Here is an 11,945-nt window from a genome sequence, read left to right on the forward strand (position 1 = left end):
GGGTACCCATGACCGAGTCCTCGGCGATGCCGCCGCACATGCGGCGAGTGGGGTTCGACCCGGCGCCCGAGCTGGCGGCGATGCGGGACCAGGCGGGGATCGTGCGCGTCACGAGCGCGTTCGGCCTGGACGCCTGGCTCGTGACCCGGTACGCGGACGTACGCGAGGTCCTGGGCGACGCCGAGCGGTTCAAGATCGCCGAGCAGACGGTGGGGCGGCTGCCCGGAGCTCCGGAGATGACCCCGGAGCAGCTCGCCAAGGCGCAGGCGGGCAACCTGCTCGGCGCGGACCCGCCCAAGCACACGCGCCTGCGCAAGATGCTGACCCCCGAGTTCACCATCCGCAGGATGCAGCGGCTGGAGCCGCGGATCCGGCGCATCGTGGACGACCACCTGGACGCCATGGAGGCCGCCGGGGCGCCCGCCGACCTGGTGCAGTCGTTCGCGCTGCCGATCCCGTCGCTGGTCATCTGCGAGCTGCTCGGGGTCCCGTACGAGGAGCGCGCCGGCTTCCAGCTCCGCACCAGCAGGATGCTCGACATGTCGGTCCCCGGCGAGGAGCGGCTGGCGCTGCAGTTCGAGTCGCGGGCGTACATGGAGGACCTGGTCCGCCGCATCCAGCAGGACCCGGGCGAGGAGCTGCTCGGCATGCTGGTACGCGAGCACGGCGACGACCTGACCACGGACGAGCTCGTCGGGATCGGGGCTCTGCTGCTGTTCGCCGGCCACGAGACCACCTCCAACATGCTCGCCCTCGGCACCCTGGCCCTCCTCCGCCACCCCGAACAGCTCGAACTCCTCAGGAAGGAGCCCGAGCGCATCGACGCCGCGGTGGAGGAGCTGCTGCGCTGGCTGAGCATCGTCAACTCGGGCACCACCAAGGTCACGACCACGGAGGTCGAGCTCGGCGGCCGTACCATCCCGCCGGGTGAGCTGGTCGTCTGCGCCCTGCCCGCGGCCAACCGCGACCCGGCGCTGCTGCCCGACGCGGACACGTTCGACATCTCCCGCGGCGCCCCCGGCCACGTCGCCTTCGGCCACGGCATCCACCACTGCCTGGGCGCCCCGCTGGCCCGCATGGAGCTGCGCATCGCCTTCCCCGCGCTGCTCGAGCGCTTCCCGGGGCTGCGCGAGGCCGGCGCCGCGGACTTCCGCTCCTCCCACATCGTGTACGGCCTGAGCTCCCTGGCGGTCGCCTGGTAGCCGCCGATGGCCCAACACCTTGAACGACCTTCGGTCCGACAAAGCCTGTAATAAGGTCCTGGATCATGCCCGAGCCTCTTCATCCGGATGATCCACCCGCAATCGGCCAATACCGGCTGATGGGCCGCCTGGGAGTCGGCGGGCAGGGCGTCGTCTACCTGGGCCAGGCCGGGGACGGGAGGTACGTGGCGGTCAAGGTGCTGCATGACGCGGTCTCCGACCAGGTACTCGAGCGGTTCGCCAAGGAGCTGGCCGCCGCCCGGCGGGTCGAGCCGTTCTGCGTCGCCCAGGTGCTCGACGCCTCCTTCGAGGGCCGGCGACCGTACATCGTCACCGAGTACGTCGAAGGGCTCTCGCTGCAGCAGGCCGGCGTACACCACGGCCCCGCGCTCCACCGGGTGGCGGTGTCCACCGCGACGGCGCTCGCCGCCGTCCACCGGGCCGGAATCGTGCACCGCGACTTCAAACCGGCCAACGTGCTGCTCGCCAAGGACGGGCCCCGCGTCATCGATTTCGGCATCGCCCGCGACACCGAGGCATCCCTCACTGTCACCAGCAGCATCGTCGGCACCCCCTCCTACATGGCGCCGGAACAACTCGGCGGCCACTACACCGGACCTGCCGCCGACGTGTTCGCCTGGGGTTCGGTGATGGTCTTCGCCGCCACCGGCCGCCCGCCCTTCGGCGTCGACCACCTGCCCGCCGTCATCTCCCGCATCCTGTACGCCGCCCCCGACCTCGGCCAAATGGCCGAACCCCTGCGCTCCATCGTCACCAGTTGCCTGGCAAAGGAACCGTCCCGCCGCCCGACCATGCAGGACGTGCTGCTCCAACTGCTGGGGCAGCAGCGCGTACGGCCGATCGCCCCCTCCGAACTGGTCATGGACACCAGACCCACCGTCCGTTCCACGCCCCTGCGCACCGGCTTGCTCGTCGGCGGCACCGCCGTCGTCGTCACCTCCGTCACCCTCAGCGTGACCCTGCTGCTCGGCCTCCCGGGGGGAGACCCGAGCCGAGCCACGAATCCTCCCGCGGACGGCGCCACGAGTTCCCCCACGAGTTCCTCCAAGAGGTCTCCCACGGGTTCCCTCACCGAGTCCTCGCCGTCCCCGGCCGATTCGGCGCCGGAGGCCATCGTGTTCGTCAGCCTGGTCCCGCAGGGCAGCAAGAACGGAACCTGCTACGAGAGCGGCGTCCGCGTCCGGTTCCGAGGGAAGATCCTCGACGACGCCGAACCGATCGGGCACCGCTGGGTGCTCGACGGCCGTGAGAGCGGCGTGACCACCAGCTTCAGCCCCAAGGGGCCATTCGAGGCCGTCAGCCCGGTAGGTTTCTCCGAATCCGGCACCCACAAGGCCACCTTCTGGCTTCTCAGGCCGGGTACGCGTCGCTCCAAGACCATAGAGATCAAGGTCTGCTGATCAACGGCGGCACAGTCAGGCGGCGGGTCTGATCGTGTAGCCGACGCCGCGCACGGTGTGGATCATCGGCTCGCGGTGCGCGTCGATCTTGCGCCGGAGGTATGAGATGTACAGCTCGACGACGTTGCCGTGGCCGCCGAAGTCGTACGCCCACACCCGGTCGAGTATCTGCGCCTTGCTCAGCACCCGTCCCGGATGGTGCATGAGGAACCGGAGCAGCTCGAACTCCGTGGGCGTGAGCCTGATCTCCTCGCCGGCCCGCCGTACCTGATGGGTCGCCTGGTCCAGCGTGAGGTCCCCGACCACGAGCCCGGCGGCGGGCCGCGCCTGCGCCGCGCCCGAGCGGCGCAGCAGCCCGCGCAGCCGGATGACGACCTCCTCCAGGCTGAACGGCTTCGTGACGTAGTCGTCGGCGCCCGCCCGCAGGCCGGCGAGCCGGTCCTGGAGCGAGTCCAGGGCCGTCAGGAACAGGATCGGCACACCCGGCAGCACCGCGCGCAGCCTGGACAGGAGCTGGATCCCGTTCGTGTCGGGCAGCATGACGTCCAGGACGATCACGTCGGGACGGAAGCGGCGGGCCGCGCGGATGGCCTCCGAGCCGTTGTGCGCGCCGCGGACGTCCCAGGACTCCTGGCGCATGACCAGGGAAAGGAGCTCGGTCAGCGGGGGCTCGTCATCCACGACGAGGATGTTGACCGAGCTGCCGTCGGCTCGGCGCACGGGCTCGGACCGGGAGTTCGGGCTGGTCGTGTGCATGCTCGTGACGATGACGCGCCTGTATGAAGGTTTGCTGATTGCCGCTTGTGAATCGCCTGTGAGCTGCGGAAGAAGGGCTCCGGCGGCGACGCGCGGAAGGGCCCGGCGGCGTGCCGGGCCCTTCCCATCCCTTTGAAGCGCATCAGAGCTACGCAGAGCCGCTACCCCGTTTTCGGTCAGTAACGCCTCCCGGGCCAGGAAAAGGAACGAGTATCGTCGCCGCCCCTGGGTGGAAACGGTTGCACATCACCTTGAGAAGTCATTGACGTCATGGGACCGCTAGGGCAACGTCTTCCTGCAACCGATTGCAGAGATGGAGCAGGCCCCGATGACGACGTACCGCAATCCCGTCCTGAACGCCGACTGGTCCGATCCTGACGTGATCCGGGTCGGCGCGGACTTCTACCTGACGGCCTCGAGCTTCACCAAGGTGCCCGGGCTGCCGATCCTGCACTCGCGTGACCTGGTCAACTGGACGATCATCGGGCATGCCGTCACCAGCGGCTACGACGACGTGCGGCCGGGATGCGGGGTGTGGGCGCCGTCGCTGCGCCACCACGACGGCCGGTTCTGGATCTTCTACGGCGACCCCGACGTGGGCATCTGCCAGGTCAACGCGGAAGACCCGCGCGGGCCGTGGAGCGCGCCGCATGTCGTCAAGCCCGGCAAGGGGCTCATCGACCCGTGCCCGCTGTGGGACGACGACGGCCAGGCCTACCTCGTGCACGGCTGGGCCAAGAGCCGCGCCGGCGTCAACAACCGGCTCACCCTGCACCGCATGACCCCCGACGCCCGCCAGGTGCTGGACGAGGGCACGCTGGTCATCGACGCCGACCTGCTGCCCGGCTACCGCACCCTGGAAGGCCCCAAGCTCTACAAGCGCGACGGCAGCTACTGGATCTTCGCCCCCGCCGGCGGCGTGGAGCAGGGCTGGCAGTCGGTCTTCCGCGCCGACTCCATCGACGGCCCCTACCAGGACCGCATCGTGCTGGAACAGGGCGACACCGACGTCAACGGCCCCCACCAGGGCGGCTGGGTGGACACCCCGACGGGCGAGCACTGGTTCATGCACTTCCAGGACCGCGGCCCCTACGGCCGGGTCGTCCACCTGCAGCCCATGACCTGGGCCGAGGACGGCTGGCCGGTCATGGGCGACAACGGCGAACCGGTCACCGAAGGCCCCATGCCCGTCCAAGGCGGCATCCCCACCACCCCGGCCACCTCCGACGACTTCGCCGGACCCATGCTCGGCCCGCAGTGGAGCTGGCAGGCCAACCCCGACCCCTCCTGGTGGCAGCTGCGGGACGGCGCACTCCGGCTGACCTGCGTGCCGGGGCCGGAGGACCTGCGCCGGCGCCCGTCCGTGCTCGGACAGCGGCTGCCCGGCGACCCCTGCACCGTCACCACCACCCTCACCCTGGACGGCCAGGGCAGAGCCGGGCTGGTCGTGCTCGGCCACACCTACGCCTCCGTCGGACTCCAGAGCACACCCGACGGGCCTGTCCTGGTGTGCGGCGACATGGAGCCCGTGCCGGCACGCGACCGCGTCGTCATCGGGGCCCGCATCGAGGAAGGCGCGCTCGTCACGTTCCTGGCCGACACCGGCGACGGGCTGCGCGAGGTCGGCGCACCTTTCCAGGCCACCCAGGGCCGGTGGGTGGGAGCGGTGCTCGGCCTGTTCGCCGCCGGAGACGGCACCGGTGAGGCGATCTTCGAGCGGTTCGCCGTGGACCTCGACAGGTAGGCGCGGATCACCAGCCGGCGAGCTGCTCCAGGAGCCAGTCGACCAGCACCTGGGACACCTCGCCGTGCGCGGAGTTGCCTGTGTCGCAGCAGAACGCGTCCAGGAACGTCTCGTCCTTCGGCAGGTCGGCGAGGTCCTTGTAAAGGTCGGCCTGCCACCGCAACGGGTCCCTGGCCAGGGCGATCGCGCTGACCGTCGGGACGAAGCAGCTGCTGCGGAGCCCCTCCTGAACGGGCAGCCCGATCGCGTCGGCCACCCTGCCCCAGAAGTCCAGCCTGCCCCCGGGCGCTCCGTCGAACGCCGGCACGCCCGACGTGGCGCTCGTCCACACCGGAGCGCCGAACCTGACCGCGCCGAGACTCTGCAGCTCGCCCCGGTCCGGCTGGATCCTGGCCGTGAGCTGCAGCGGGTCGTGGTGCAGGTCGAACACCGGCGTCCCCGGCGGCAGGTCCGGCCCCGCGCCGTCTCCGGCCCCGTTGGCCAGGCCCAGCTTGTACGGCCGCATCGGGAACCAGCCGACCCTGCGCAGGTCGTCCAGGAAGTCCGTACGCAGCCGGCTGGCGGTGGTCACCGGTCCCGAGTAGTCCTCGCCCTCGACCCAGCCCCACAGGAGCTGCTGCGCGGCCGGGCTGCGGATGAGCTCGGCCTGGCCGGGACCGCCGGACTGCGGTCGCAGCGACTCGTCGAGGTAGGCGAGCTGCTGGAGCACCAGCGGGATCCAGGCGCCGAGGTGCGGCGTGTCGTAGGAGAAGTACTTGTCGGTCTGGTGGTCGAAGCCCTCGCTCTCCAGGCGCGCGAGCGCGTACCTGGTGATCATGCCGCCCAGGCTGACGCCGCCGACGACCAGCGGGAGGTCGCCCCGCCGCTCCTGGATGGCACGGCGCACGCAGGCGGCCGCCACGGCCGCGTTGGCCTGGATGTGGGTCTGCCGCTCGTCGAAGCCGAGCAGGATGACGTCGATGCCCATCGCCAGCAGCCGGTCCAGGAAGCCGGGAGCGCCCGTGTCGAAGCGGCTCCACATCGCGTCGAGGTCGCTCGGCCCGTAGCCGAAACCGTCGGCGAAGATCAGCGGCCGGGTCAGCGCGGCGTGCCCCTGGGCCAGGTGGACCGTGGCCCGGCCGGTGGCCGTGCGTCCCTGATGCGGCTGGTCGCCCACCAGATCCCAGACGTGGACGGGTCTTGGAGCCTTGACCGCGTCCGGCCGCGGAGCCGCGAACCAGACCCCCTGCTGCCCGAGCGCGTCCGTGATCCGCTCGGCCTGCTCCTCGGTCAGACTGCCCCTGACCGTCCCGGCTCTGGTCTCGACGTCGATTCTCGGTGCCTGCGCCATGATCGATCCTCTCGCTGGATGCCGAGGCCTCACTGGGGCCCACGCACCTCACCCTACGATCGCTGTCAGCAATTGACCGATTACTTACAGTCGCGGCGCGTCAGCCCAAATGCGCAGGTCACGCCGCTGATGGCCGGAGATCGACGGTGAGCGCGCCCTCCTCGGTCCGGACCTCCGTGCCCAGGCCGGCGCAGGCGGTGATGAAGCGGTTGCGGATCCAGCCCGACTCCGCCTGGTCCGCGATCCTCGTACGGCAGTAGTCGAGCGCTATGGGCACGGCGCTCAGCCGTACCGGACCGTGCTCGTCCAGGGTGACCAGGAAGATCAGCCCGAGGTCGTTGCGCAGCTCGGGATCCACGATGTAGTCATCGATGAAGTCGCCCATGTCGTACAGGACCGGCCCGGCCACCCCGTGGAAGACGTGCGCGGAGTGCCCGGCCACCAGGGTCGCCCCCGCGCCTACCAGCGCCTTGGCCGAGCGGCGGACGTGGGTGACGGGTGCGGCGGTCATGTTCGGGCCCCAGTGGACGCAGACGATCACCGCGTCGCCGCTCATGCTCCTGATCGCGCTCGTGAGCCGGTCCGGCGCCCCGGTGCCCAGGTCGGCGTACGCGACCCCGGGCCTGCGCTCGGTGGCCCCGAACTCCGAGGGATGGTCGGTGACGCCCAGCACGGAAAGGCGCAGGCCACCGGCCTCCAGCACGGCGGGCTCCCACGCCCGGTCCAGGTCGGCGCCCGCGCCCACTGTGCTGATCCCGGCAGCCGCCAGGTGGTCGAGGGTGTCCAGGAGGGCGTCCTGGCCGTAGTCGAGCGCGTGGTTGTTGGCCAGCGTGACCGCGTGCACGCCCAGCTCCGCCAGCATCGCCGCGGCCTGCGGCGGGGCGCGGAAGTGGAACGGCTTGCGCATCGGGTCCCACTGCCGGCCGCGGTCCGATATGCAGCATTCGAGGTTGAGCAGGACGAGGTCGGCCCGGGCGAGCACGGCGCGCACACCCGTGTCGAAGAAGTGGGCCGGATCGGCGCTCAGCTCGAGCCGTTGGGCGACGCCGCGCCCGAGCATCGTGTCACCGGCCAGCGCAAGCGTGACCGTCATCGCGGGCCCCCCGATGCCGTCGCGTTCCCTCGGTCATATGCGTCCAGCTTCCCCGCCGGGCGGCTTCGACACCCCCTCTGGCCTGCGGCGGAACCGTTCAGAGGAGGAGTTTTCGGGTACTGGCGCGGGTAGTGACGGGATGAATCTGGAGGAGGGGGGCGAGGGGGCCCCTCACGCCACGGAGGTGAGAAAGCAGTGGCTTTGCCGATAAGGCGTAATCGCGGGGCGATGCAGCCGGCCGCGCCCTGGCAGCGGCGCGCATGGGATCCCTTCACGGAGTTCCAGCAGCTGTGGGACCAGATGGGGCGGCTGTTCGAGGAGGGCGCCGAGACCGACGTCGCCGCCTGGCGGCCGATGGCGGAGACCGAGGAGACCCCGGACGCCTACGTCGTACGCGCCGAGCTGCCCGGCATGAAGCGCGAGGACATCAACGTCGAGGTCAACGACAGCGAGCTCTGCGTGTCCGGGGAGATCAACGAGGAGGAGAAGGGCAACATGCTGCGGCGGCGCACCGGCCGGTTCGTCTACCGGACGATCCTGCCGAGCGACGCCGACACCGAGCACATCGGCGGCGAGCTGGCCGACGGCATCCTGACCGTGCGCGTTCCCAAGACCGAGAAGGGCCGCGCCCGCCGCATCGAGATCAAGGGCTGACACGGGGGAGGCGCATGGCCGGCACGCAGGCCTTCTGGATCGGCGCCGTACGAGGAGACGACGGCGAGGACCAGGGCAGCGCACAGGAGCGCTACGGCGAAGAGCTGCGCAAATGGAGGCACGCGTTCGAGGCTGTTGACGGTGAACCGGCCGCGGGCGGCATCACGCTGGACCCGTTGCACTTCGCGCTGGGCGCGTGGGAGGTGGCCACGCGCCCGGTGGCGGAGCACGTGTACGTACGCCGCCATCCGCGGGTCCTGGACGCGACGTGCCACCGGCCCGAGGAGGCGGCAGGGCTGCTCGCCGTGGTCGAGCTCGCGGCTCCGCCCCAGGTCGGCCTGCCTGCCGGGTGGTCGAGCTGGCAGCGCCAGGAGCCGACGTACGTGCCGCCGCCGTACGAGCGGCCGACCGCGCTGAGCACTCTGGAGCTCCGCGTGCCGCTGCCGGTGGACAGCCTGCCCACGCCCACCCACGCGCGGGCCGAGGGACTGCCGAACCTCGACGACGCCCAGGCCTCGCTCGAAGCGCTCCTGGCCGAGCTGAACGCCGTGGTCAACCCGTTCCTGCGCGAGCTGGAGGAAGCCGAGCCATGAAGAGGCCGGACGAGGATCCCGAGGACGAGTTCTTCGCTCCCGTGCTGCGTGAGCCGCCGCCTCCCGAGGAGGTCAGCCTCTCCGGTGTGGTGAGCGACACCGGCGTGCCCGACGTGCCAGGAGGCGGCCACGGCGAGTGGCCGAAGTCGCCGCCGCCCTCGAGCTGGCTCGGCGTGCGGCTGCTGGCCGCCGCGCTCGCGCTGCTCGCCGGGGTGGTCCTGACCGTGCTGGCCCTGCTGGCAGGGCGGCCGCTCCTGGCCATCCCGCCCGCCGTCGTGGCGCTGGCGGCGGCCGTGTACCTCGTGGGGTTCGGCGTGCGGCGCACGCGTTCCGACGGTGGCCCGCCGACCTTCGGGTGACTGGGGCGGTTATCTGGGTAAACGCCCTGCTGAGGCCCAGTCCGGGGCAGAGGAGCTGAGATGTCTCTCATCGATTGTGACTGCGTTCGCGAACTGCTGCGGTCGGAGCTCCCCGACGCCACGCTCGTGTACGTCCGTGGTGAGTGCGTGGTCCTGCCCGCGAACGAGGTGGACGACGCGCACAAGGGGCTGGTCATCGCCAGCCGCGACGACATCGCGGCCCGGCTGCCGGAGGGTGAGCTCTCCGACCAGGCTCTGGAGGACCTGGCGATCCGGCTGGACAACGTCGCCCGCGACCTCGGCGCCTGATCCACGCCTGGCACTACGCGCACCGCCGCCGATGACACGATCGTTATCTGATCGTGGAACGAGCCAGTCAAAAAGCGCGTTGCACAGATCGTGGGGAAGGGATGGTTAGGGCCGGGGATCGCCCTGGCCGGGGTGGGCGCGGCGGGATGGGGGTACTTCCTGCGGCGCCCGTTGCCTGTCGAGTTGCCGGTGCTGATCAACCTCGGGCTGGTGCTGGCGCTCGGGCTGCTGGCCTGGCTGGTGATCGACGTGGTCCGGCTGGCACGCGTGACGGCTCGCGCGGAGGGAGACGACCTCGGGCCGGCCGAGGCGCGGGTCACCGTGCGCGTACGGGCCGTCGCGGTGGCCTTCGTCGCCGTGCCGCTGGCCGTGCACGGGGTCGTACGGGTGCGGCAGACGTTCGCCGGAGGGCTGCCCGAACAGGGCGAGATCCTCTTCGGCACGGGACTCGTGGCCGCCGCTGCCGGGTTGGTCCTCATAGCGGGGGTGGTGCCCGACTTCGCGGCCAAGCCCTTCGCGGGCATCGGGGCGGGGCTGGCGGCCGTGGCTGCGGTGCTGGCCGCGGTGTCGTTCGCCGGCGCCACGCTGCCCGTCGAGGCGGTCACCGCGGTCGGGAGCGCACGTACTGAGACGGCCGTGGCGGCGTCGGTGAGCAGACTCGCCTGGCGGTGGCGGGTCCCGGACGGCACCCCCGCCGGACAGGTGGCGGTCGCGGGCGGCACCGCGCTGGTGCGGATCGGTGACGGCGTCGTGGCGCTGGACTCCCGTACCGGCCGTGAGCGGTGGCACTATCGCAGGCCTGCGGCGCGGGCCACCGGGTTCGAGGTCGCCCCCGACGGGAGCGTCATGGTGCTCACCTTCGGCCAGGCGATGGGGGCGGAGAAGACCAGGGGACGCACGGTGGTGCTGGACGCCCGTACCGGCGAGGTACGGGCCGAGCACGCCGGGCAGCCGTTCGCGGACACGGATCCGGCCTCGCACGCTCTCATCGGCGTCTCCCGCGACGGCACGATGATCGGCAGGGACCCGGCGGATCCCGCCAGGCACGTCTGGGAGCGTCCCGTACGTAAGGGCTGCCACGTCGACCGCCGGCTGGCGAAGCCGTACGCGGTGCTGCGTGACGTCGTCGCCGTGGTGTCCGACTGCGGCGAGGAGACCGTGGTGACCGGCCTGGACCCTGCCGACGGCGCCGAGCTGTGGCGGCACGAGGGCGGCGGATCCGGCTCCGCGGAGATCACCCCCTCCTCCGACCTCAGCGCCGTGCGGCTGCGGATGTCGGGCCCCGAGATGGACGGCGCCGGTGTGAAGGACGTGCTGCTGGACCAGCGGACGGGGAAGGCGATCAACGACGTCACCGGGAGCGAGACCGCGCTCGGGTACGAGGGCGGACACGCGCGGCCGTACGCCGGGGGCGGGGCGAGGACCGCGTCGACACCGGACCAGGGCGATCCCTCCGACTGGAGGACGGGGTGGCTTCCGCTGAAGGACAGCATGCTCGTGGCGGAGGTGACGGCGACCGGCACGACCTCGATGAGGGTCACGGCGCATGTCGTGCCGTGGGGCGCGGCGAGCGGCACGGACATCCCGTTCGACATGGACCTCGAAGGGCGCGAGGGCCGGTTCACGCTGCTTCCCGCCGCCGGGGCCGTCGTGGTCGCCTTCAGCCCGAGCGCCACGATCGTCGGCCTGACCTGACGTGGGGGGAGTAGCGTGTGGATCCTCGTACGAGGAGAGGAGCGCGCTTGTTCGGCGCCGATGTGCACGCCTATCTCAGGGCGGCGGCAGGAGACCGGGCCGTCCGGTCCGGGCCGTTCATGATCCGGTTCGACGAGCATGACGACGCGCTCTCGTTCAACTACGCCATCCCCGACGATGACGCCGCGCCCACCGCGGAGGAGATCGCCGCGCTGATCGCGGAGTTCCGCGGGCGGGCCAGGACGCCCCGGCTCGAGTACGTGCCGCAGGCGGCCCCGAAGGTGGAAGACGCCCTGTTCGCGGCCGGGTTCGCCGTGGAGGGCCGCTACCCGCTGCTGGTCTGCCCGCCGGACGAGGTGGTGGACACTCCGGTGGACGTACGGGTCGAGCTCGTGACCGACGACGCCTCCCTCTGGCAGGCCGCGCGGGTGATGAACGAGGCGTTCGAGGCGCCCGAGGCCACCGAGCACGACGTCGCCCGGTTCCGTCGGGTCCTCGACGGCGGCGGCCTGGTCGCCGTCGCCCTGGACGGCGAGGAGGCCGTCGGCGCCGGCCAGCTCGGCCGCCCGCATCGAGGGGTCGCCGAGGTGGCGGGCATCGCGGTCCGCGCCTCGCACCGGCGGCGCGGCATCGCCGGGGCGGTCACGGCGCTCCTGACCCGCGGGGGCGCGGCCGCCGGGATCACGACCCCGTTCCTCACACCCGCCGACGACGGCGCCGCCCGGGTCTACGCCCGGGTCGGCTACCGGAAGGTGGGCGAGGCCCTCCACATCGTCCTCCACTGACGCG

The 11,945-nt window shown here is 71.6% G+C and carries 12 protein-coding genes; 9 read left to right on the plus strand and 3 right to left on the minus strand.

Going from position 1 to position 11,945, the window contains the following annotated elements; genetic code table 11:
* The first annotated feature begins 8 nt into the window (after nt 1-8).
* Both AB0J64_RS13750 and AB0J64_RS13755 read left to right on the plus strand, forming a co-directional pair.
* A complete protein-coding gene (locus tag AB0J64_RS13750) occupies nt 9-1,202 on the plus strand; it encodes a cytochrome P450 (RefSeq protein WP_364025538.1) in 1,194 nt (397 codons plus the stop codon).
* 65 nt (nt 1,203-1,267) lie between these two features.
* On the plus strand, nt 1,268-2,623 hold the full coding sequence (locus tag AB0J64_RS13755) for a serine/threonine-protein kinase (RefSeq protein ID WP_364025541.1): 1,356 nt from the start codon (nt 1,268-1,270) through the stop codon (nt 2,621-2,623).
* A 15-nt stretch (nt 2,624-2,638) separates the two neighbouring features.
* Here AB0J64_RS13755 and AB0J64_RS13760 read toward each other — a convergent pair whose 3' ends face one another.
* Complete coding sequence (locus AB0J64_RS13760) at nt 2,639-3,379, minus strand: response regulator transcription factor (RefSeq protein WP_364025544.1); 741 nt, start codon at nt 3,377-3,379, stop codon at nt 2,639-2,641.
* Between the two features lie 328 nt (nt 3,380-3,707).
* On the opposite strand from AB0J64_RS13760, the gene AB0J64_RS13765 reads away from it, so the two are divergent.
* On the plus strand, nt 3,708-5,123 hold the full coding sequence (locus AB0J64_RS13765) for a glycoside hydrolase 43 family protein (protein ID WP_364025546.1): 1,416 nt from the start codon (nt 3,708-3,710) through the stop codon (nt 5,121-5,123).
* A gap of 7 nt (nt 5,124-5,130) precedes the next feature.
* On the opposite strand, the gene AB0J64_RS13770 is transcribed toward AB0J64_RS13765, so the two are convergent.
* Together AB0J64_RS13770 and AB0J64_RS13775 are read right to left on the minus strand one after the other, a co-directional pair.
* Nucleotides 5,131-6,453: a hypothetical protein gene (locus AB0J64_RS13770; protein ID WP_364025549.1), complete on the minus strand. Its 1,323-nt coding sequence runs from the start codon at nt 6,451-6,453 to the stop codon at nt 5,131-5,133.
* 118 nt (nt 6,454-6,571) lie between these two features.
* Nucleotides 6,572-7,546: a CapA family protein gene (locus AB0J64_RS13775; protein ID WP_364025552.1), complete on the minus strand. Its 975-nt coding sequence runs from the start codon at nt 7,544-7,546 to the stop codon at nt 6,572-6,574.
* A 228-nt stretch (nt 7,547-7,774) separates the two neighbouring features.
* Here AB0J64_RS13775 and AB0J64_RS13780 point away from each other — a divergent pair, with 228 nt between their 5' ends.
* The 6 genes from AB0J64_RS13780 to AB0J64_RS13805 all read left to right on the plus strand — a co-directional run bounded on the left by AB0J64_RS13780 (nt 7,775) and on the right by AB0J64_RS13805 (nt 11,941).
* Nucleotides 7,775-8,200: an Hsp20/alpha crystallin family protein gene (locus tag AB0J64_RS13780; RefSeq protein WP_364025555.1), complete on the plus strand. Its 426-nt coding sequence runs from the start codon at nt 7,775-7,777 to the stop codon at nt 8,198-8,200.
* Between the two features lie 14 nt (nt 8,201-8,214).
* Entirely contained in the window at nt 8,215-8,793 is a 579-nt protein-coding gene (locus AB0J64_RS13785; RefSeq protein ID WP_364025558.1) for a hypothetical protein, read from the plus strand.
* Nucleotides 8,790-9,152 (plus strand): hypothetical protein, encoded by a 363-nt coding sequence (locus AB0J64_RS13790; protein WP_364025561.1) that lies wholly within the window; start codon nt 8,790-8,792, stop codon nt 9,150-9,152. The genes AB0J64_RS13785 and AB0J64_RS13790 overlap by 4 nt, the downstream gene beginning before the upstream one ends.
* Nucleotides 9,153-9,212: 60 nt before the next feature.
* The gene (locus AB0J64_RS13795; RefSeq protein WP_364025564.1) at nt 9,213-9,461 is read left to right on the plus strand and encodes a hypothetical protein; all 249 of its coding nucleotides are present in this window, start codon (nt 9,213-9,215) and stop codon (nt 9,459-9,461) included.
* Nucleotides 9,462-9,551: 90 nt separating this feature from the next.
* Nucleotides 9,552-11,156, plus strand: a complete 1,605-nt coding sequence (locus AB0J64_RS13800; protein WP_364025567.1) for a PQQ-binding-like beta-propeller repeat protein — start codon at nt 9,552-9,554, stop codon at nt 11,154-11,156.
* A gap of 47 nt (nt 11,157-11,203) precedes the next feature.
* Nucleotides 11,204-11,941 carry a GNAT family N-acetyltransferase gene (locus tag AB0J64_RS13805; protein ID WP_364025570.1) on the plus strand — a complete coding sequence of 246 codons (738 nt, stop codon included), beginning with the start codon at nt 11,204-11,206 and terminating at the stop codon, nt 11,939-11,941.
* The last annotated feature ends 4 nt before the right edge of the window (nt 11,942-11,945 follow it).

It is taken from the genome of Nonomuraea sp. NPDC049695, from assembly GCF_040674955.1.
In the GTDB taxonomy this organism is placed as follows: domain Bacteria; phylum Actinomycetota; class Actinomycetes; order Streptosporangiales; family Streptosporangiaceae; genus Nonomuraea; species Nonomuraea helvata.

Excerpts from the sequence above, each read along its gene's own strand:
- AB0J64_RS13790 (WP_364025561.1), top strand. The coding sequence starts at position 8,790 with ATGAAGAGGCCGGACGAGGATCCCGAGGACGAGTTCTTCGCTCCCGTG.
- AB0J64_RS13780 (WP_364025555.1), top strand. The coding sequence starts at position 7,775 with ATGCAGCCGGCCGCGCCCTGGCAGCGGCGCGCATGGGATCCCTTCACG.
- AB0J64_RS13760 (WP_364025544.1), bottom strand. The coding sequence starts at position 3,379 with ATGCACACGACCAGCCCGAACTCCCGGTCCGAGCCCGTGCGCCGAGCC.
- AB0J64_RS13750 (WP_364025538.1), top strand. The coding sequence starts at position 9 with ATGACCGAGTCCTCGGCGATGCCGCCGCACATGCGGCGAGTGGGGTTC.
- AB0J64_RS13770 (WP_364025549.1), bottom strand. The coding sequence starts at position 6,453 with ATGGCGCAGGCACCGAGAATCGACGTCGAGACCAGAGCCGGGACGGTC.
- AB0J64_RS13775 (WP_364025552.1), bottom strand. The coding sequence starts at position 7,546 with ATGACGGTCACGCTTGCGCTGGCCGGTGACACGATGCTCGGGCGCGGC.
- AB0J64_RS13765 (WP_364025546.1), top strand. The coding sequence starts at position 3,708 with ATGACGACGTACCGCAATCCCGTCCTGAACGCCGACTGGTCCGATCCT.
- AB0J64_RS13755 (WP_364025541.1), top strand. The coding sequence starts at position 1,268 with ATGCCCGAGCCTCTTCATCCGGATGATCCACCCGCAATCGGCCAATAC.
- AB0J64_RS13795 (WP_364025564.1), top strand. The coding sequence starts at position 9,213 with ATGTCTCTCATCGATTGTGACTGCGTTCGCGAACTGCTGCGGTCGGAG.
- AB0J64_RS13785 (WP_364025558.1), top strand. The coding sequence starts at position 8,215 with ATGGCCGGCACGCAGGCCTTCTGGATCGGCGCCGTACGAGGAGACGAC.